Raw genomic sequence first — 19,799 nt, 5'->3', positions numbered from 1 at the left:
ATATTGGAAGATGCTAAGGTGAATAATCAGTCTGTTAACACGAATTACTATTTATCCAATAAAAAAAATTCAACGAAGCAAACGGGTAATAGTTCATTAGACAAAGATGCTTTTTTGCAGCTTCTTGTGACGCAGTTGCAAAATCAAGACCCGACAAGTCCAATGGATGATAAAGAATTCATCTCGCAAATGGCTCAATTTTCTTCATTAGAACAGATGCAAAATGTCGCCAAATCGATTGATTCTTTGTCAACCATCGCTCAACAATCGCAGCTTATGCAATACAACAGTTTTATTGGCAAAAGTGTTAATTGGCATGAAATAACGTCAAAAACGGATGAGGATGGCAAGCCTATCATCAATTCGGGTACGGGCGTTGTCACTAAAATAACCTATGATGGTGATTCTGTGTTCTTAACTCTAGCAGACGGTAAAAAATTAACTCCTGCTAATATTTCTGAAGTAGTAGGTGATTCATCAACGGGTTCTGTTCCAAACTACTCAAGTTCCCTTGTTGAAGCTAGTATGCTAATAGGAAAAAATGTAACTTATAAAGATGAAAATGGTGATATAGATAAAACTGGCCAAATACAATCTGTGAAGAAATCAACTAATGGGGCTGTCATGTTTGTTTTATCTGATGGAAAAGAGATAAAAGAAGATCAGTTTACCTCTATCTCTGCCTAGGGAGGAGTAAATATGACGAAAATCAACTTTATCCCTCAACCATATCCGTTGCAAAAAGGTTTGCCGCCGAGAAATGTTCAAACAACAAAGCAAACATCAATCCAATCTTTTGGGGATCTTTTGGCAGAGCAGACAAATGGTCAGCTGAAAATTAGTAAGCATGCATCGAATAGGCTCAATGAACGCAATATTCATATTGATGAAAAGCAGTGGGCCAAAATTTCAACTAAAGTACAGGAAGCTAAAGCCAAGGGAGTCAATGAATCACTTGTTTTACTGAATAACGCTGCACTAATCGTCAGCGCGAAAAATGCAACCGTCATTACAGCCATGGACTTACAAGAAGCAGAAAATCAATTATTTACTAATATTAACGGAGCTATAGTGCTAGGCTAGGCAGGACCAGGAATGGATGCCTATGTATTGCCGAATGACAGAGGCAATACGCTTACTATGAAGGGAGAAAACATATTATGTTACGATCTATGTATTCAGGAATTAGCGGTCTTAAAAACTTTCAAACTAAATTAGATGTAATCGGCAATAACATTGCTAATGTAAACACGTACGGCTTTAAAAAAGGGCGAGTTGTTTTTAAAGACTTAATCTCACAAACTACTCAAGGAGCCACAGCACCTGGAGATAATTTAGGTGGTGTGAATCCAAAACAAGTAGGACTTGGCTCTCAAATCGCTACCATCGATACAATCCATGATGCAGGCTCTATGCAGACAACAGGTCGGACATTAGATGTCGCGATTGCAGGCGATGGCTACTTTGTCGTGAAAGATGGAGAAAATGAATATTATACAAGAGCAGGTAACTTTTATTTAGATAGCAACGGAACATTAGTAACAGGGGATGGGAAAAAAGTGGAAGTAGGAGGGGAAGTATCAATACCTACAACGGCAACACAGATAACAATAGGTAAAGATGGAACGGTCTCTTATATGGAAAATAATACGCTGGTACAAGCTGGTCAAATTCAGATTGCTCGATTTGCGAACCCTGCTGGATTAACAAAAGTAGGCGGTAACTACTTCCAAGCGTCTAATAACTCTGGTGAAGCTCAAATCGGTAATCCGAACGAAGAAGGAAGAGGTACTGTTGAATCTAGTTTCCTTGAAATGTCCAATGTAGATTTATCTGAAGAGTTTACGGAAATGATTGTAGCTCAACGTGGTTTCCAAGCAAATTCCCGTATTATCACTACGTCTGATGAAATCCTACAAGAACTAGTGAATTTAAAACGATAATATAGTTAGAACAATTTTAAAATGAGGAGGGGGCTGGGCCGGCTCTAATCACCCGGCCCTTATATCCTATGATTTCTTTAACAAAGCTTAATAAAAAAGCATTTTCATTAAATGCTTTATACATAGAATCGGTCGAAGAGTTTCCGGATACAACCATCACGTTAACAACTGGGCGAAAATATGTGGTATTAGAATCAAAAGAAGAAGTACAACGCAAAATAATCGCGTTTTACCGCTCGGTTCAACTTTTATCAAACCCGCATCTAAGAGGTGAGAAAGATGAAGAAGAATAAACTACTGACAATCATGTTGATTATCCTTGTTTCCATTACATTGTTAGGGGTTGTCGCTGTAGTCGTTGTGACACAATTAAATAAAGGGGCAGAGCCTAAAGTGGAAAGTATTGATGATGTCGTAGCATCATCTGTAGATATTGAAGAAATTACTACCAATATTAAAGATGATAATTATGTTAAAATTGCTTTAAAAATACAAACATCAAATAAAGATGCAGCAGCAGAATTAACAAAACGTGATTTCCAAGTGAAAAGCATCCTTATTGATGAGCTTTCTGAAATGTCCAGAGAAGATTTGGAAGGTAAGAAAGGCAAAGAATTATTGGAAAGTACTTTAAAAACAAAAATTAATGAATTAATGCAAGAAGGAGAAGTTCAGCAAGTATATATAACTTCTTATATTATTCAATAAAAATTTTTTGATTTACTTTGCCGGAAATAGACTTTAAAAAGTTTTATTTAATTTGTTTGGAGGTGATCGAATGGCAGGAGATGTGTTATCGCAATCTGAAATTGATGCGCTGCTATCAGCTTTGTCTACAGGAGAGATGTCGGCAGATGATATTAAGAAGGAAGAGGAAGCGAAAAAGGTAAAAGTATATGATTTTAAACGTGCACTTCGTTTTTCGAAAGATCAAATTCGCAGTTTAACTCGTATACATGAAAATTTTGCACGTTTGCTTACCACTTTCTTTTCTGCTCAGCTTAGAACATATGTACAAATTACCGTTGCATCCGTAGACCAAATCCCATTCGAAGAATTTATCAGGTCCATTCCGAATATGACGTTGATTAATGTATTTGAGGTGCCTCCGTTAGACGGTAATATCTTAATGGAGATCAATCCAAATATCGCATATTCTATGTTGGATCGATTAATGGGAGGAAGCGGCTCAAGCCATAGTAATGTAGATAACCTCACTGAGATTGAAACGAAAATTATGACAAACCTTTTTGAGCGTTCTTTTGATAATTTAAGAGAAGCATGGGCCAATATAGCAGACATTGACCCCATATTAAATGAATTGGAAGTTAATCCGCAATTTTTACAAATGATATCACCGAATGAAACGGTGGTCGTCATTTCTTTTAACTCTATAATAGGTGAAACAAGTGGCATGATTAATATTTGTATACCACATGTTGTCCTGGAGCCCATTGTTCCAAACCTATCTGTCCGCTACTGGATGCAATCAAATAAAGCAGATGTTTCACCAGAACAAACCGCGATTATTGAAAAGAGGGTGAAACAATCCGAATTAGAAGTGGTAGCTCAATTAGGTGATACTGATATTAGCATTGAAGACTTTCTCACACTTCAATATGGTGATGTGTTGCAGTTAGATCAAAAAATTAGCGATCCGTTAACTTTAAGTGTTGGAGGAATCCCTAAATTTACAATACAGCCCGGTACAATTAAGAAAAGAATGGCTGTCCAAATTATTGATTCTTTGAAAGGAGGAGACGACGATGAGTGATGACATGTTGTCGCAAGAAGAAATTGAAGCCCTACTGAGAGGTGAGTCAATTAATAATAACGATGATAACGTCGATGATGATGCTTCAGCGACCGAAACGTATAATGTGACAGACTATTTAGATCCAATGTCACAAGATGCGCTTGGCGAAATTGGAAACATTTCATTTGGTAGCTCAGCTACTGCCCTTTCATCATTATTGGGCCAGAAAGTTGAAATTACAACACCATCTATTACGATGATTAACCGCACGAATCTTGAAGCGGAATTCCCTCACCCGTATGTAGCTATTCAGGTCGAATATACTACTGGTTTAATAGGAATGAATTTATTAGTCATTAAACAATCAGATGCAGCAATTATTGCTGATTTGATGTTAGGAGGGGACGGGCAAGCACCCGCCGAAGATCTAGGAGAGATTCATTTGAGTGCAGTGCAAGAAGCAATGAACCAAATGATGGGTTCTGCTGCTACGTCAATGTCTACTATCTTTAATAAAAAAGTAGATATTTCACCGCCGATGATTGACCTCATGAATATCTCTAACAATGAGGGGACAGAAAATATTCCAACAGATGAATTGCTCGTAAAAGTCTCATTTAGATTAAAAATTGGCAATTTAATAGATTCAAATATTATGCAGTTACTGCCTTTAGAGTTTAGTAAATCTCTTGTCCATCAATTAATGAATCCTGAACAGGAAGAATCGGCTGTAACGGCGACAGAACTTCCCGAAACAACGATGCAGCATCAGCAAGAGGAAATTCCTGCTGCACCAGTTAAAACACAGCAAGAAGAACGACCAGTACAACAAAATACACAACCGCCGATGAATCATCAGCAGACACAAGAAGAGCCGTATATGATACAAACGCGAGAACAGAGACAACCTGCAAACGTACAGCAAGCACAATTTGCTAGCTTTGAAAATACGAATTTGAAACAATCAGAAGCTAGAAATTTAGATATGTTGCTTGACATACCATTGCAAGTTACTGTTGAATTAGGTCGTACGAAACGTTCTGTAAAGGAAATTTTAGAACTAGCTAGCGGTTCCATTATAGAGCTGGATAAATTAGCTGGTGAACCAGTTGATATCCTAGTCAATAGTCGTCTAATTGCAAAAGGAGAAGTAGTTGTAATTGACGAGAATTTCGGTGTGCGTATTACAGATATCTTAAGCAAAGCAGACCGGCTCAATAATCTGAAATAGAAGTAAACGGGGGAATAAGAATGTCAAAACGTATTTTAATTGTAGATGACGCAGCATTTATGCGAATGATGATCAAGGATATCCTAACGAAGAATGGATTTGAGGTTGTCGGAGAAGCTGGAGATGGAGCACAAGCTGTCGAAAAGTATGCCGAGTTAAAACCCGATTTAGTCACAATGGATATTACAATGCCTGAAATGGACGGCATTGCTGCATTGAAAGAAATTAAACAAAAAGATCCTAGTGCTATTATTATCATGTGTTCAGCTATGGGACAACAAGCTATGGTAATCGATGCAATTCAAGCGGGTGCAAAAGACTTTATCGTTAAGCCTTTCCAAGCAGATCGTGTAATAGAAGCTATCCAAAAAGCGTTAGGTTAAGTAAATGCGCTCTAAGTTACTTCTAAAAATAATGTTATGTTTGACGGCATTATTTTTAATTACAAACCTTATTACGCCACATGTATCTATTGTTCATGCAGCATCGCATGATTCAGTTGATGATTGTTTGAAAAACCGGGATACATGTAAGGATGATACTTTGGCGCCTGTCTCGGATGATGATTCCGGGACAGCTGTCGGTTTGTCGGCATGGGATTATATTAAAATGATGCTAGCTCTTGGCTTTGTAGTAGTCCTCCTTTACGGGGTGTTAAAGCTTGTGAACAGTCGAAATAGTAAATATCAACAAAATCAACTTATGCAAAATTTAGGTGGCATTTCATTAGGGCAGCAAAAATCTGTTCAGCTCTTAAAAGTTGGACAAGCGCTCTTTATTGTAGGCGTTGGCGAAAATGTTAATATGCTGAAAGAAGTGACGGACCAAAATGAGAAAGAACGTCTCCTAGAACTATACAATGAACGGCAGGAACGTTCCTCACAAATGCCATATATACTTGAACTTTTAAACAAAAAAAAGGGACGGAAAAATAACGATCAAAAGGATCTTGCAAATCTGGACTTCAAAGGAGAATTAGAAGAACAGTTGCAAGAAATGAAAGAGCATCGCAATCAACAACTAGAAGAATGGAAACAAAAGGAGAGTAGAAAAAATGAATGATTTTATCCATTATTTCTCTGATAGTGATCCCTCCAATGTTTCGTCTTCTGTAAAGCTATTGCTTACGCTGACAGTTTTATCTTTAGCGCCAAGCATTTTAATTTTAATGACCTGCTTTACTAGAATCGTCATTATTTTATCGTTTGTGCGTACAGCTCTAGCCACACAACAAATGCCACCAAATCAGGTGATTGTTGGTTTAGCGCTATTTTTAACTTTTTTCATTATGGCACCTACATTTCAGGATGTTAATAAACATGCATTGCAACCATTATTTGATGAAAAGATCACATTAGATGAAGCATACTCAAAAGCTAGCAAACCATTTAAAGAGTTTATGAGCAAGCATACGAGGCAGAAAGATTTAGACCTTTTCTTAAAGTATTCTGGTGCGAAGGAACGTCCAAAAACGATTGAGGATATTCCACTTACAACAATGGTGCCTGCTTACACCATCAGTGAATTAAAAACAGCCTTTCAAATGGGTTTTATGATCTTCATTCCGTTTTTAGTTATTGATATGATTGTTGCAAGTATATTAATGTCCATGGGGATGATGATGTTACCGCCAGTTATGATTTCATTGCCATTTAAGATATTGTTATTCGTTTTGGTAGATGGTTGGTACCTGGTAGTAAAATCGCTTTTAGAAAGTTTTTAGGGGATGAGTATATATGTCAGCTGAAATGGTAATTAAAGTCGCGGAAGAATCAATTAAAATCATATTGCTCGTCTCTGGTCCACTTTTGCTTGTAGCACTTGTCACAGGGCTTTTGGTTAGTATTTTCCAAGCTACAACCCAAATACAAGAACAAACGTTAGCTTTTGTGCCGAAAATTGTCGCTGTATTAGTGGCCATTATTTTTTTTGGCCCTTGGATGCTTACAAAAATGACATCCTTTACGAAAGACATTATTGCAAATCTCGGCCGCTTTATAGGGTGATTTGATGGAAGAACTATTACCTAAAATAAGCGTATTATTGCTCATACTTGTTCGGATATCTTCTTTTTTTATGATTGTGCCTTTTTATTCTTATCGCACAATTCCTGCAAAAGTAAAAATTGCTATTGCATTAGTACTTTCATGGATGATGTATTACACCATGGACATTAAGCCTTTCGAGATTAATGAAGACTATGTATTGCTGATTTTAAAAGAAGCTGTTGTCGGCCTTTCTATAGGTCTAATGGCTTATATAATAATGACGGCAATTCAAATTGCAGGCGGTTTTATCGATTTTCAAATGGGTTTTGCAATCGCGAATGTCATTGATCCTCAAACAGGTGCACAAACACCTCTGATGGGACAATTTTTTAATACACTTGCACTCCTAGTTCTTATCGGCACAAATGGACATCACTTAATATTAGATGGAATTTATTATAGTTATCAATATATACCGATGGATAGTGTGTGGCCCGATTTCGGAGGAAATAATACGCCGGTGTTTATTATGAAAACATTCGCAAGTGCATTTGGGATTGCTTTTCAAATGTCCATTCCAATTGTAGCTACTCTATTCCTTGTAGATATTGCCTTAGGTATAACAGCGAGGACTGTTCCACAATTAAATATATTTGTGGTTGGTTTTCCAATTAAAATAGGGGTAAGTTTTATTGTATTAATTGTCACGATGAGCGTAATGGTTATGGTTATGCAAAGGCTATTTAATATGATGCTTATCGCAATGCGGGAATTTATGGCGTTATTAGGTGGTGGATAGAATGGAATGGCTTCAATTAGACTTGCAATTTTTTGCAGGTGAAAAAACGGAAAGAGCAACACCTAAAAAAAGACAAGATGCCAGAAAGAAAGGACAAGTCCTAAAGAGCCAAGATGTTACCAGCGCTATTGTCCTGCTATCTGTTTTTCTATTTCTACTCGTTGGTGCTGGATCCATGCGCGATAGAATCCTTTCTTTTTTTAAACAAACCTTTTCTAAATACATGCTTATGGATTCTTTATCAATAGAGGTTGCCGTACAGATTTATAAAGATGTAGTAGTCAAAATGGCATATGTTTTATTGCCGATTATGGCCATTGCTGTTGTAGCAGGCGTAGTAGGAAACTTTTTGCAATTTGGCCTACTCTTTACGACAGAGCCATTAAAATTTGACTTAACAAAGTTAGATCCTATTAAAGGTTTAAAAAGAATTATTTCCGTGAGATCAATAATTGAATTACTAAAATCTATTTTAAAAATTTCTTTGATTGGTTCAGTAACAACAGCCATTCTCTGGATGAATATTGATGAAGTATTAAGTCTTTCTTTTAAATCGCCAGGAGCAACCTTAAGAACAATAGCAAAACTGACTGTACTAATGGGGATTGCTGCTTCTGCTGTTTTATTAATTATAGCTATACTTGATTATCTTTATCAGAAATTTGACTATGAAAAAAACCTAAAAATGTCTAAGCAGGACATTAAGGATGAATATAAAAATTCAGAAGGTGATCCGCTTATTAAGTCCAAAATTAAGCAAAGACAGCGCGAAATGGCTATGAGGCGGATGATGCAAGAAGTACCGCATGCCGATGTGGTGATTACTAACCCGACACATTATGCTATCGCATTAAAATATGATGACCAAACAATGGATGCCCCGCAAGTCATTGCTAAAGGAACAGATTTGATCGCCCAAAAAATTAAGTTAATCGCAAAAGAAAATAATGTTGTGATGGTAGAAAATCGCCCGCTCGCACGTGCAATGTACGATCAAGTAGAAATCGGAAAGCATATTCCAGATGAGTTTTTTAAGGCCGTAGCTGAGGTGTTAGCGTATGTATATCGAATTAAGCAAAAAATTTAAGGGCCAGAGGGAGAGATAATATGAAATTTCGCGATATTGCGGTATTAGCAGCGGTTATTATGATTGTAGCGATGCTCATCATCCCTTTGCCGCCATGGTTATTAAGTTTTTTAATCATTGTGAATATAACACTTGCATTACTTGTTCTGTTAACAGCTATGAACATGAAGGAAGCATTAGAATTTTCTATCTTCCCTTCGCTCTTATTATTGTTAACGTTATTCCGATTAGGACTGAACGTTTCCACTACACGTGCTATTCTAACTGGTGGAGATGCAGGAAACGTAGTAGAAACTTTCGGAACATTCGTTGTCCGTGGCAATGTTCTGGTAGGATTAGTGGTATTTGTTATTTTAGTTATTATTCAGTTTATTGTTATTACAAAAGGTTCAGAGCGTGTATCAGAAGTAGCAGCACGTTTTACATTAGATGCAATGCCTGGTAAACAAATGGCCATTGATGCAGATTTGAACGCAGGTTTAATTTCTGAAACGGAAGCGAGAGAACGCCGTGAAAAAGTGAGTAATGAAGCTGACTTCTATGGATCAATGGATGGTGCCACTAAATTTGTAAAAGGTGATGCCATTGCAGCAATCATCATTGTAATGATCAATTTAATTATCGGATTAGTAATCGGTATTGTACAAATGGATATGGAATTTTCGGATGCAGTCCATTTATTTACGACTTTAACGGTTGGTGATGGTCTAGTTTCGCAAGTGCCAGCATTATTGATTTCAACTGCGACTGGTATCGTTGTTACTCGAGCAGCATCAGAGGGTAATCTAAGTACAGATATTACTGGACAGCTCTTTACAAATCCTACATTGATTTATATAGCAGCTGGTACTATTTTTACTTTAGGCCTAGTAACGCCGATTAAATTTATCTATACCGTTCCTGTGGCTGCTATTCTTGCATTTATCGCCTATCGACTGAAAAATGCACATAAAGAAGATATTGAAGAATTAGAACAAATCGAAGAAGTAGAAACGACAGACAATTTAAAAAGCCCTGAAAATGTTGTTAATCTATTAAATGTTGATCCCATTGAGTTTGAGTTTGGTTATGGCTTGATTCCTCTTGTTGATGCAACGCAAGGTGGAGATTTACTAGATCGTGTTGTTATGATTCGAAGGCAATTGGCCCTTGAATTAGGGATTGTCATTCCAGTAGTCCGAATTCGCGATAATATTCAGCTTCAGCCTAATGAATATCGAATTAAGATAAAAGGCAGTGAGATGGCACATGGAGAGTTGCTTCTTGATCATTATCTAGCAATGAGCCCAGGCGATGATGATTCGATTGAAGGAATTGATACAGTAGAACCGTCATTTGGGTTACCAGCTAAATGGATTACAGAACAAGTGAAGGAAGAGGCTGAGATGCTTGGTTATACAGTTGTTGACCCGCCTAGCGTTGTCTCTACGCATTTAACTGAAGTGATTCGAGCAAATGCAGCTCAATTATTAGGCAGACAAGAGACTAAACAATTGATAGACCATTTACAAGAGACAGCACCAATCTTGGTTGAAGAAACAACGCCAAGTCCGCTGTCTATTGGCGAGATCCAAAAGGTATTAGCGAAGCTTTTGGCGGAAAATGTATCTATACGGAATTTGCCTATTATATTTGAAACATTGGCTGACTACTCCAAGTTAACATCTGATGTGGATGTATTAACAGAGTATGTAAGGCAGTCATTAGCACGACAGATTACGACGCAGTATTCAAATGGCGAGCAAGAGCTGAAAGTGTTGACTGTTTCAGCTAAAGTAGAAAAAATGATTGCAGATAGTATCCAACAAACAGACCATGGGAATTATCTGGCAATGGATCCAAATGACTCTCAAGCTATTTTAGAGTCCATTGCAAAAGAAGTGGAACGTATTGCCTTGTTTGAGCAATCACCTCTTATCCTTTGTTCGCCTGCTGTACGCATGTATGTAAGGCAGCTAACAGAAAGATATTTTCCACAAATTCCAATCCTATCATATAACGAATTAGAAGCATCGATTGAGATTCAAAGCGTTGGGGTGGTGAATGTAGAATGAAAATGAAGAAATATACGGCATCAACGATGGCTCTTGCAATGAAAAAAGTGGAGCAAGACTTAGGTGATGATGCAATCATTGTAAGTTCGAAAGTTGTCTATTCAAAGGACTTCTTAGGAATGTTCAAAAAAAAGAGTATAGAAGTCATCGCGGGTAAGGAACCAGTAAGAAAGACTACAAGCGTTTCTATTCCTGCTATAGACGATTCGCCGAAAGATGCAGTACTTCCTAATGAACACTCAGAGAAAATTAATAAAGAGTTGGCAGATTTAAAATCATTAGTTAAAACAATACAAAGACAATCGGTCAGTTACCAATATCCTGATGAATATGAGGAAATCATTCAACGACTAGAGCAGCAAGAGCTAAATCCTGAGCTCATCACAGCAGTAGGTGATGAGCTCTTTCAAGTGAAGAAAAATGGAAACGAGAAATTAGCGAAAGAGGACTATAAAGAGCTAGCTAAAGAAGAGCTTATTAAATTATTACAAGGGCTCCCATTTGGAGGACTCTCGTATAACAAAAAATATATCAATGTTTTAGGTCCGACTGGCGTCGGTAAAACGACAACCATTGCGAAAATGGCAGCACTTGCTGTTTTGCAGAAAAAGAAGAAAATTGGTTTTATAACAACAGATACGTATCGGATTGCAGCGATTGAACAATTAAAAGTCTATGCGAACTTACTTCAATCACCAGTAGAAATAGTTTATAGCAAAGAAGATTATGAACAAGCACTAGTCAAGTTTGATTCATTGGATATTGTTTTTATTGATACAGCGGGAAGAAATTATCGAGAAGCAAAATATATCAATGATTTACGTGAACTAATAGATATAGGAGATAATATGGAAAATTATCTGGTGCTCTCATTGACAGCGAAAGAACAGGATATGACAGAGATTATAGATCAATTTACAGAGATTCCAATTGAAAAGTTCATATTTACTAAGATGGATGAGACAATTTCCATTGGCTCAATGATCAATTTAATGGTTAAATATAAGAAGGGACTTGCTTACTATACGAATGGTCAGGAAGTACCAGAGGATATTGAGGAAGCTACTGCTGAAAATATAGTCGAATTGCTCATTCAAGGGGATTAGTTATGAAAGATCAAGCTCAATCATTAAGAATGAAAATGCAGCAAAATGCCCGGTTAGGAAAATCAATTGCCGTTGTGAGCGGAAAAGGTGGGGTAGGAAAGAGCAATTTTACTACTAACTTTTCTAATATGCTAATGTCCTATGAAAAAAAAGTGATTATTATTGATATGGATATTGGAATGGGAAATGTCCATATTTTATTAGGTAGAAGTGCCCGCTATAGCTTAAAAGATTACTTGCAAGGCGAAGTGACACTTGAAGAAGTGATATATGATGGACCCAATAATTTGAATTATGTCTCTGGAGGGACGGGATTAACAAGCATTTTAGAATGGACAGATGAAATGGTTGATCGTCTGCTTCTTGCTTTTGCAAAACTACAGAAAGACTACGACTATATCTTATTTGATATGGGAGCTGGCGCCACTAACTGGTCTTTAGACTTACTAAATGCTGTTGATGACATTATTGTCATTTCTACCACAGAGCCGACATCCATAACAGATGCATATTCTATGATGAAGTATATTCATTTTAAAGATCGAGAAAAAAATTTCTATTTGCTTTGTAATAGAGTAATAACAAATGAGGAAGGAACCGATACATTAATTAGACTTAAACAAACAATGGCGCGTTTTTTGTCAAAAGACGTAACAATATTAGGATCCTTGCCTGAAGATCCTATAGTTCCGAAAGCTGTAAAACAACAAGAGCTTTTTACAATCTTATATCCCAATAGCAAGATTGCTAAAACAATGGAAGATATTACGAAGAGATATATAGAAGGGCATGCTTATGACGGCCTTATAACGCAACAGCCAAATAAGTTTATTTCTAAATTAAGAAGTATTTTTTTAAAAGGGCGTGATTAGTTGTCTATTATTCATTCCAAATCATTAATGATTGTCGATGATTCAGCATTTATGAGAAAGTTGTTGTCTGACTTTTTTGCAGATCATCCATATATTCGGGTTGTTGGCACAGCGAGAAACGGAATGGATGCAATAAAGAAAATTCAAATGCTGAAGCCTGACATTGTCACGATGGATATTGAAATGCCATTAATGAATGGCCTTGAAGCTTTAAAAATTATTATGAAAGACCACCCACTGCCTGTGATTATGTTGTCTAGCGCTACCCAAAGCGGGGCAAAAAGCACGTTTGAAGCGATGGATGCTGGTGCAGTAGATTTTATTCCAAAGCCAAGCGGCGCTATTTCACTTGACTTAAAGGATATTAAATCGGACATTATCCGTATTGTAGAAAATGCAGCTACTGTCCATGTGTCTAAGTTGACGAAAAAAAGAGAACCAATAGATGAAAAAATCAACATTTCAAAAAATTTATTGGGAGATCAAAAAACAGTAAAGCCTTTAATTGATTCAAATGTTAAAACCCAAACGAGTACATCATCAACACAAAAAAATTGGCATACCAATGCTAAAAAAATCGTATTGATTGGCACTTCAACAGGAGGACCGCGTGCACTGCAAGAGGTCATCCCCTACTTGCCTCAAGATATGAAAGCACCTGTCATAATCGTTCAGCACATGCCGATGGGCTTCACCAAATCATTGGCTAACCGGTTGGATCAATTGTCCAAAATTCGAGTGAAGGAAGCAGAGCAAGGAGACATTTTGCAAAACGGTGTGGCATATATAGCTCCTGGAGGTTATCATCTTCGCCTTCGGAAAGTCGCGAAAACATATGCAATTGAACTGGACAATGTAGAACCACCAAATGGAGGTCATCGTCCTTCTGTCGATATTATGTTCGATAGCGTCAGCCAGTTTAATGATCTCGACAAAATAGCTGTCATCATGACAGGCATGGGGTCTGACGGGACAAAGGGCTTGCAGGCTCTGAAAAGAAACGGAAATGTGAAAGCAATCGCCGAATCAGCTAATACAAGTGTTGTGTATGGGATGCCGAAAGCTGCCTATGCGACAGGTTTGGTAGATGAAGTAGCAGATTTACACGATATTTCAAAAACAATAATGAAATATTTGACTTAAGGGAGGACTCTTCATGGATACAAATCAATATTTAGAGGTCTTTATAGATGAGAGTAAAGAACATCTTCAATCATGTAACGAAAATTTGCTGGCTCTAGAACAAAATCCACATGATTTAGCTATCGTAAATGAAATTTTTCGGAATGCCCACACATTAAAAGGGATGTCTGCCACAATGGGATTTGAAGACCTAGCAGACTTAACTCACAAGATGGAAAATGTACTAGACGGTATCCGCAATGAAAAAATTACAGTAACGCCGGAAATTCTGGATGTGGTATTTGAATCCGTGGACCATCTTGAAGCAATGATTGATGATATCTCTGGCGGAGGTGATGGAAAAAGAGATGTTACGAGCACTGTACAAAAATTAAAAATGATTGAGAATGGTGAAGAAATCGTACAAGCTTCTGATGCGAAAGAGGAAGTACAAGAATCTGGAGCATCTTCAAATGATGCTTTGCAATTCGATGAATTTGAATTAACAGTGCTTCAGCAATCTCGCGAGCAAGGTTTTCATACATATGAGATTACCGTCATGCTACGTGCTGACTGTCTTTTAAAGGCTGCCCGCGTTTATATGGTATTTGATATTCTTGAAAAATTGGGTGATGTGGTGAAATCTTCGCCATCTGTTGATAAATTGGAAGAAGAACAATTCGACCAAGAATTCCACGTTGCCTTTATAACCAAAGAGCCAATTAACGACTTACAAAGTAAGCTAATGAAGGTTTCGGAAGTTGAACGGATTACTATCACGCCAATTGATGAATCAAAGGCTAATGAAGAGGCTGCAGCTACAACGGTAGAAGAAACAGCAGAAGTAGTTTCTAAAGATGAAAAAACAACCAAAGAGACTCCAGTCCAAAAAGCAGCAAACTCAGTACCAAATAATAAGGTCACAGAGAAGAAAAGTGCTCAAGGTAGTAAAACAATCCGCGTTAACATTGAGCGATTGGATATTTTGATGAACTTATTTGAAGAGCTTGTAATTGATCGTGGGCGTTTACAATCAATTGCTGGTGAATTGAATCACGGCGAGTTGAATGAAACCGTAGAAAGAATGGCACGCATTTCTGGCGACTTGCAGAATATTATTTTAACCATGCGCATGGTGCCAGTTGAAACAGTATTCAATCGTTTCCCAAAAATGGTGCGTCAGTTAGCCCGCGATTTGCATAAAAAAGTTAATCTTGAAATCATCGGTGCAGAAACTGAATTGGATAGAACAGTTATTGATGAAATAGGTGATCCGCTTGTCCATTTAATTCGAAATGCTTTAGATCATGGTGTAGAAGATCCAGAAGTACGTAAGAAAGCTGGCAAAATAGAACAAGGCAATATCGTTTTGCGCGCTTATCATAGTGGTAACCATGTATTTATCGAGCTTGAAGATGATGGTGCTGGAATCAATAGAGAACGAGTTTTAGAAAAAGCGATTGCTAAAGGAATTGTTACAGCTGAAGCTGCAGAATCAATGTCAGATCAACAAGTGAATGAATTAATTTTGTCTTCAGGCTTTTCAACAGCTTCAGTTATTTCTGATATATCTGGTCGTGGAGTAGGCTTAGATGTGGTTAAATCTACAATCGAGTCATTAGGCGGTAATATTACGATTGAATCTGTAGAAGGCAAAGGTTCATTATTCTCAATACAGTTACCACTGACTCTATCGATTATTTCAGTGATGCTTGTTGAAATTGAAAAAGAAATTTATGCTATTCCGCTCTCATCTATTATTGAGACATCAATTATTCGGAATTCTGACATTATGAATGCGCATAATCAAAAAGTAATCGATTTTCGCGGGAAAGTTGTGCCTTTATTATTCCTTGATGAATTCTTTGAAGTACCTCGCCCAGAACCAAAGCATGATGAATTCCATTCTGTAGTTCTTGTGCGAAAAGGAGAAAAAATGGCAGGATTAGTGGTCGATTCGTTTATAGGCCAGCAAGAGATTGTGTTGAAATCATTAGGAAATTACTTAACAAATGTATTTGCCATTTCGGGGGCTACTATCCTTGGAAACGGCCAAGTAGCATTAATTGTAGACTGTAATTCACTAATTAAATAATGTTTAGAAGGTTAGGTGAGCACTTTGGAAAAAGCAGTAGATTTGGATAGTGTGAAAGTTATTGTGTTTCAATTAGGGGAAAAAGAGTATGCCATTCCAGTGAACCAAGTGCAAGGCATTGAAAAAGCGATGCATATTACGCGCGTACCTAAAACGCCCAGCTACGTTAAAGGTGTCATTAATCTAAGAGGTGTGGTAACACCCATTATTGATTTGCGCGACCGGTTCAACGTGAAATCAACGGTAGAAAATGATGATACACGCATTATAATTATATCCCTAGATGATATGGAAGTAGGTTTTATTGTAGATGCTGCCAATGATGTGATGGATATCCCGACGAGTTCAATTGAACCTCAGCCTGAAGTGGTCGGCTCATTCGAGGAAGAATTTATATCAGGCGTAGCAAAGACAGATAAAAGGCTTCTTATTCTATTAAATTTAGAGAAAGTACTTCATACCTTAAAATAAGGGGGCATTTTCTTGTCTTTTAAAAATAATATCACCTCCGTTCATTTAGATGTATTGAAAGAGATTGGAAATATAGGAGCAGCGCATGCAGCTACTGCTCTTTCTAATTTATTGAATACAAAGATAGATATGAAAGTTCCATATGTTAAAATGGCTTCATTTAATGAAATTATGGAATTTGTTGGCGGTGCAGAAAGTGTTGTTGTAAGTATTTATCTTCGAATCGAAGGCGATGCAACCGGAGGGATGTTCTTCATCCTATCAGTTGAACAAGCCAACCATTTTATTCGCAAATTAATACATGATGACAAATTTGACTTTCAAGATACAAATGTATCGGATATGGGCATTTCAGCTATGCAAGAGCTTGGCAACATATTATCAGGTTCTTATTTATCATCCTTATCTGATTTTACAGGGTTAAAGATTCAGCCTACCCCACCTGCGCTGACAGTAGATATGTTCGGTGCCATTATAAGTTATGGGTTAATTGAACTTTCGCAAATCGGTGACCATGCTATAGTCATTGACACGACGATTTTTGAAGAACATATGGAAGGCTCAGAATCCGTACATGGACATTTCTTTTTATTGCCGGATCCTGAATCTTTCGAAACAATCTTTAGTGCATTAGGGGTTTTGTAAAATGATAGAAAGCGTGAGCACCGTAATAAAAGTTGGAATTGCACAAATGGATATAGTCAAGTCGCCTCACACGATCCGCACATCAGGCCTAGGTTCATGCGTTGGCGTCGTTTTATACGATGAATTTAAGGGTATTGCTGGGTTAATCCATGTAATGTTGCCGGATTCATCCCTTTCACGAAGCGATTCTCTAAATGTAGCAAAATTCGCTGATACGGCAATACCGGCCATGCTTGAGCAGTTAAAAAGAGAGGGCGTTCATCCTTTTCGGTTAAAGGCTAAAATTGCAGGAGGCTCCCAAATGTTTCAATTCGCTACAAATAGAGAATCAATGCGAATCGGGCCAAGAAATGTAGAAGCAGTCAAACAACAACTGAAAAATTTCTCTATTCCTATTGTAGCTGAGGATACAGGCGGTAACAGCGGCAGAACGATTGAGTTTGATACAGCCAATTCATTATTGCAGATTCGCACGGTCAACCAAGGAGTGAAGGAGATTTAATGGCGGGTTCTATTTTTTACAATTGGTGGGCAGCACTAGCTGCTTTCACGATTTACTTTTTTTGCAACCTTCAATCGGGTGATACACCCACTCAAATTCTTATCCAAACATTTATCATTGCGTTAGTCGTTTTTATCGCTTCTTTTCTTGTACGTTATTTGATTGCTTTTGTTATGTACACACCCACTGAAATTGAACAAGAAGAAAATCCAAGCAATGAACATATTGAAGTCAATGAAGAGATGGAAAAAGCTGATCTAGAAGTAAATACAGAAAGCCAAGCAGAGGAGCTGGCGAAAGCAGTGAAGAGTATGATGGCGCAAGATGAATAATATTAAAAAGGGAGCATATAATTTGGCTCCCTTTTATAGTAAGTATTTGATATAATATGGTTAAATATTAGGGGGGATACGAAATGCAAACAACCACACAAGAAGAACAGAAACTTTGGCAAAACTGGGCAGCAACACGCGATCCTCATGCAGGTGATCTACTAATAAAAAAATATACACCCCTCGTTTCGTATCATGTACAGCGAATAGGTACAAATCTACCAAAGAATATCTCAAAAGATGAATTAACGAGTCTTGGAATGATGGGGTTGTTTGATGCACTTAATAAATTTGATATTAACAGAGATTTAAAGTTTGATACATATGCCTCTTTTCGTGTTCGTGGCGCGATTATTGACGGCCTACGAAAAGAAGATTGGCTTCCACGCTCTGCGAGGGAAAAGTCTAAAAAAATGGAGTTGCAAATTGAGGCAATGGAGCAACAATTAGGGCGCCATGTCACCCCTGAAGAAGTTGCAGAGCAATTAAATATAAATGTTGATGATGTGTATCAGACGATGCAAGAACATTTTATGTCTAATATATTGTCAATTGACGAACATAATACTGACCAAGACGATACTGAGATTAAGTCTTTTGCTATAAGAGACCATCTTACAAAAACCCCTGAAGAGGAAGCAGTACGAACAGAACTTTTACAGGATTTGGTTGAAAGTATTTTAAAATTAAATGAAAAGGAACAGCAAGTCCTCAGCTTATTTTATACAGAGGAACTGACACTTACTGAAATTGGGGAAATGCTTCATCTTTCCACTTCCCGCATTTCACAAATCCATTCAAAAGCAATCTTTAAGTTGCGCAAAATATTATCTGCTGAAATGCCAAATGAATAGCCGATAGGGGACAGTAGGATGAGTTTGAAATTTGTTGAGTTGCAAATAGCCTTGCCTAAAACCTTTGAAGCAGGCAAAATATCGGAACAACACCAGCAACAAGCCCTGCTAGGACAGGAATTAGCAAGCAGAGCACATCAAAAACAAGAAGCTAGAAAGAGGACATCTGTCTCAGAATCCAGTCCAACTGGAAAAGCTAAAAAGGAAGCTGTCGCTCATAGAACTGAGTCTGCCTCCCAGGAAAATAATGAAAAAAACAGCGCTAAGATCAATGATTTAACGCATCCTTTTGCAGGACATTTAGTAGATTTTAAAGGGTAGGTAAAAATATGGTAATAGGTATAGTCTTTTTGTTTATCACTCAAGTTTTAAGCTTTTATTTTATTGCATTACTTTATGTCAAAATTTCTCGTTTAAGAGATATAGAAACTCATCAGACAAAAGTCAGAGATGAATTGGAGGCTTCCCTTGGTGCTTATTTAGCGGAGATAAGAGATGAGAATAACCGTCTCATTGCAGAGTTGGCAACCAAAACACATCAAACGTTTGAAAACAGAACTAGCAATGAAAAAGAAGTTCAGAAGAAGGACCACCCTCTAGTAGAAGAAAGCAGCTTCAATAACTTTAAAATGCCACGTAATAGCGTGGCAAAGGCCTACCAAAAAAATACTAAAAAAAATACGCCAAAAGCAACTTTTCAAGATCATTTGGCCGTAAACATGGAACAGCCCAAACCATTAACAATGGAAGAAACGGTAAAAAAATATTATCGTAGCGGGAAGTCTGTGGATGAAATTGCAAAGCTCCTTCAAAAAGGGAAAACTGAAGTAGAGTTGCTTTTAAAGTTTGGGCAATAATATTTCTTGCAGAATACCAGGTGATATGATATATTATCAAATGGTGTTACATTACACACGTATTCTGATATAGGAGAAGGTGCTC

At 37.4% G+C, this 19,799-nt stretch carries 25 protein-coding genes; all 25 read left to right on the top strand.

Annotation, left to right across the window (positions count from 1 at the left end):
* Positions 1 to 3 precede the first annotated feature (3 nt).
* Positions 4 to 687 (top strand): flagellar hook assembly protein FlgD, encoded by a 684-nt coding sequence (gene flgD / locus RST01_RS03745; RefSeq protein ID WP_221297941.1) that lies wholly within the window; start codon positions 4 to 6, stop codon positions 685 to 687.
* A 12-nt stretch (positions 688 to 699) separates the two neighbouring features.
* Positions 700 to 1,083, top strand: coding sequence for a TIGR02530 family flagellar biosynthesis protein (locus RST01_RS03740; protein WP_147194142.1), 384 nt, complete (start codon positions 700 to 702; stop codon positions 1,081 to 1,083).
* A 77-nt stretch (positions 1,084 to 1,160) separates the two neighbouring features.
* Complete coding sequence (flgG, locus tag RST01_RS03735; protein WP_066785615.1) at positions 1,161 to 1,943, top strand: flagellar basal body rod protein FlgG; 783 nt, start codon at positions 1,161 to 1,163, stop codon at positions 1,941 to 1,943.
* A 68-nt stretch (positions 1,944 to 2,011) separates the two neighbouring features.
* Complete coding sequence (locus RST01_RS03730; protein ID WP_066785618.1) at positions 2,012 to 2,236, top strand: flagellar FlbD family protein; 225 nt, start codon at positions 2,012 to 2,014, stop codon at positions 2,234 to 2,236.
* Entirely contained in the window at positions 2,223 to 2,651 is a 429-nt protein-coding gene (gene fliL / locus RST01_RS03725; RefSeq protein WP_147194141.1) for a flagellar basal body-associated protein FliL, read from the top strand. The genes RST01_RS03730 and fliL overlap by 14 nt, the downstream gene beginning before the upstream one ends.
* Positions 2,652 to 2,721: 70 nt before the next feature.
* Positions 2,722 to 3,717: a flagellar motor switch protein FliM gene (gene fliM, locus RST01_RS03720; protein WP_066785624.1), complete on the top strand. Its 996-nt coding sequence runs from the start codon at positions 2,722 to 2,724 to the stop codon at positions 3,715 to 3,717.
* Positions 3,710 to 4,930 (top strand): flagellar motor switch phosphatase FliY, encoded by a 1,221-nt coding sequence (gene fliY, locus RST01_RS03715; RefSeq protein ID WP_147194139.1) that lies wholly within the window; start codon positions 3,710 to 3,712, stop codon positions 4,928 to 4,930. The genes fliM and fliY overlap by 8 nt, the downstream gene beginning before the upstream one ends.
* Positions 4,931 to 4,950: 20 nt before the next feature.
* Positions 4,951 to 5,313, top strand: a complete 363-nt coding sequence (locus RST01_RS03710) for a response regulator (protein WP_066785630.1) — start codon at positions 4,951 to 4,953, stop codon at positions 5,311 to 5,313.
* Positions 5,314 to 5,317: 4 nt separating this feature from the next.
* On the top strand, positions 5,318 to 5,992 hold the full coding sequence (locus RST01_RS03705; protein WP_147194137.1) for a flagellar biosynthetic protein FliO: 675 nt from the start codon (positions 5,318 to 5,320) through the stop codon (positions 5,990 to 5,992).
* Positions 5,985 to 6,653 carry a flagellar type III secretion system pore protein FliP gene (gene fliP, locus RST01_RS03700; RefSeq protein WP_147194135.1) on the top strand — a complete coding sequence of 223 codons (669 nt, stop codon included), beginning with the start codon at positions 5,985 to 5,987 and terminating at the stop codon, positions 6,651 to 6,653. Before RST01_RS03705 ends, fliP begins: the two co-directional genes overlap by 8 nt.
* A gap of 13 nt (positions 6,654 to 6,666) precedes the next feature.
* Positions 6,667 to 6,936, top strand: a complete 270-nt coding sequence (gene fliQ, locus RST01_RS03695) for a flagellar biosynthesis protein FliQ (RefSeq protein WP_147194133.1) — start codon at positions 6,667 to 6,669, stop codon at positions 6,934 to 6,936.
* A 4-nt stretch (positions 6,937 to 6,940) separates the two neighbouring features.
* Positions 6,941 to 7,717 carry a flagellar biosynthetic protein FliR gene (gene fliR, locus RST01_RS03690; protein WP_147194132.1) on the top strand — a complete coding sequence of 259 codons (777 nt, stop codon included), beginning with the start codon at positions 6,941 to 6,943 and terminating at the stop codon, positions 7,715 to 7,717.
* Position 7,718: 1 nt separating this feature from the next.
* The gene (gene flhB / locus RST01_RS03685; protein ID WP_147194130.1) at positions 7,719 to 8,804 is read left to right on the top strand and encodes a flagellar biosynthesis protein FlhB; all 1,086 of its coding nucleotides are present in this window, start codon (positions 7,719 to 7,721) and stop codon (positions 8,802 to 8,804) included.
* 20 nt (positions 8,805 to 8,824) lie between these two features.
* The gene (flhA, locus tag RST01_RS03680) at positions 8,825 to 10,858 is read left to right on the top strand and encodes a flagellar biosynthesis protein FlhA (protein WP_147194129.1); all 2,034 of its coding nucleotides are present in this window, start codon (positions 8,825 to 8,827) and stop codon (positions 10,856 to 10,858) included.
* The gene (gene flhF / locus RST01_RS03675) at positions 10,855 to 11,964 is read left to right on the top strand and encodes a flagellar biosynthesis GTPase FlhF (protein ID WP_147194128.1); all 1,110 of its coding nucleotides are present in this window, start codon (positions 10,855 to 10,857) and stop codon (positions 11,962 to 11,964) included. Before flhA ends, flhF begins: the two co-directional genes overlap by 4 nt.
* Positions 11,965 to 11,966: 2 nt before the next feature.
* Positions 11,967 to 12,836, top strand: a complete 870-nt coding sequence (locus tag RST01_RS03670) for a MinD/ParA family protein (protein WP_147194126.1) — start codon at positions 11,967 to 11,969, stop codon at positions 12,834 to 12,836.
* Between the two features lie 27 nt (positions 12,837 to 12,863).
* Complete coding sequence (locus tag RST01_RS03665) at positions 12,864 to 13,979, top strand: protein-glutamate methylesterase/protein-glutamine glutaminase (protein ID WP_147195086.1); 1,116 nt, start codon at positions 12,864 to 12,866, stop codon at positions 13,977 to 13,979.
* Positions 13,980 to 13,992: 13 nt separating this feature from the next.
* The gene (locus RST01_RS03660) at positions 13,993 to 16,053 is read left to right on the top strand and encodes a chemotaxis protein CheA (RefSeq protein ID WP_147194124.1); all 2,061 of its coding nucleotides are present in this window, start codon (positions 13,993 to 13,995) and stop codon (positions 16,051 to 16,053) included.
* Positions 16,054 to 16,077: 24 nt separating this feature from the next.
* Positions 16,078 to 16,524, top strand: coding sequence for a chemotaxis protein CheW (locus RST01_RS03655; protein WP_147194123.1), 447 nt, complete (start codon positions 16,078 to 16,080; stop codon positions 16,522 to 16,524).
* A gap of 12 nt (positions 16,525 to 16,536) precedes the next feature.
* A complete protein-coding gene (locus RST01_RS03650) occupies positions 16,537 to 17,169 on the top strand; it encodes a chemotaxis protein CheC (RefSeq protein WP_066785654.1) in 633 nt (210 codons plus the stop codon).
* Between the two features lies 1 nt (position 17,170).
* Complete coding sequence (locus tag RST01_RS03645; RefSeq protein ID WP_147194121.1) at positions 17,171 to 17,671, top strand: chemotaxis protein CheD; 501 nt, start codon at positions 17,171 to 17,173, stop codon at positions 17,669 to 17,671.
* Complete coding sequence (locus RST01_RS03640) at positions 17,671 to 18,003, top strand: hypothetical protein (protein WP_147194120.1); 333 nt, start codon at positions 17,671 to 17,673, stop codon at positions 18,001 to 18,003. The genes RST01_RS03645 and RST01_RS03640 overlap by 1 nt, the downstream gene beginning before the upstream one ends.
* Positions 18,004 to 18,086: 83 nt before the next feature.
* The gene (locus tag RST01_RS03635; protein ID WP_147194119.1) at positions 18,087 to 18,857 is read left to right on the top strand and encodes a FliA/WhiG family RNA polymerase sigma factor; all 771 of its coding nucleotides are present in this window, start codon (positions 18,087 to 18,089) and stop codon (positions 18,855 to 18,857) included.
* Positions 18,858 to 18,875: 18 nt separating this feature from the next.
* Positions 18,876 to 19,178 (top strand): RNA polymerase subunit sigma, encoded by a 303-nt coding sequence (locus tag RST01_RS03630; RefSeq protein WP_147194117.1) that lies wholly within the window; start codon positions 18,876 to 18,878, stop codon positions 19,176 to 19,178.
* A gap of 29 nt (positions 19,179 to 19,207) precedes the next feature.
* Positions 19,208 to 19,714 (top strand): hypothetical protein, encoded by a 507-nt coding sequence (locus tag RST01_RS03625; RefSeq protein ID WP_147194115.1) that lies wholly within the window; start codon positions 19,208 to 19,210, stop codon positions 19,712 to 19,714.
* Positions 19,715 to 19,799: the final 85 nt, after the last annotated feature.

It is taken from the genome of Rummeliibacillus stabekisii, from assembly GCF_007988965.1.
Classification (GTDB): Bacteria; Bacillota; Bacilli; order Bacillales_A; family Planococcaceae; genus Rummeliibacillus; species Rummeliibacillus stabekisii.
The sequence above is the reverse complement of the archived record's forward strand: the minus strand, read 5'-3'. Positions and strand labels throughout refer to the sequence as shown.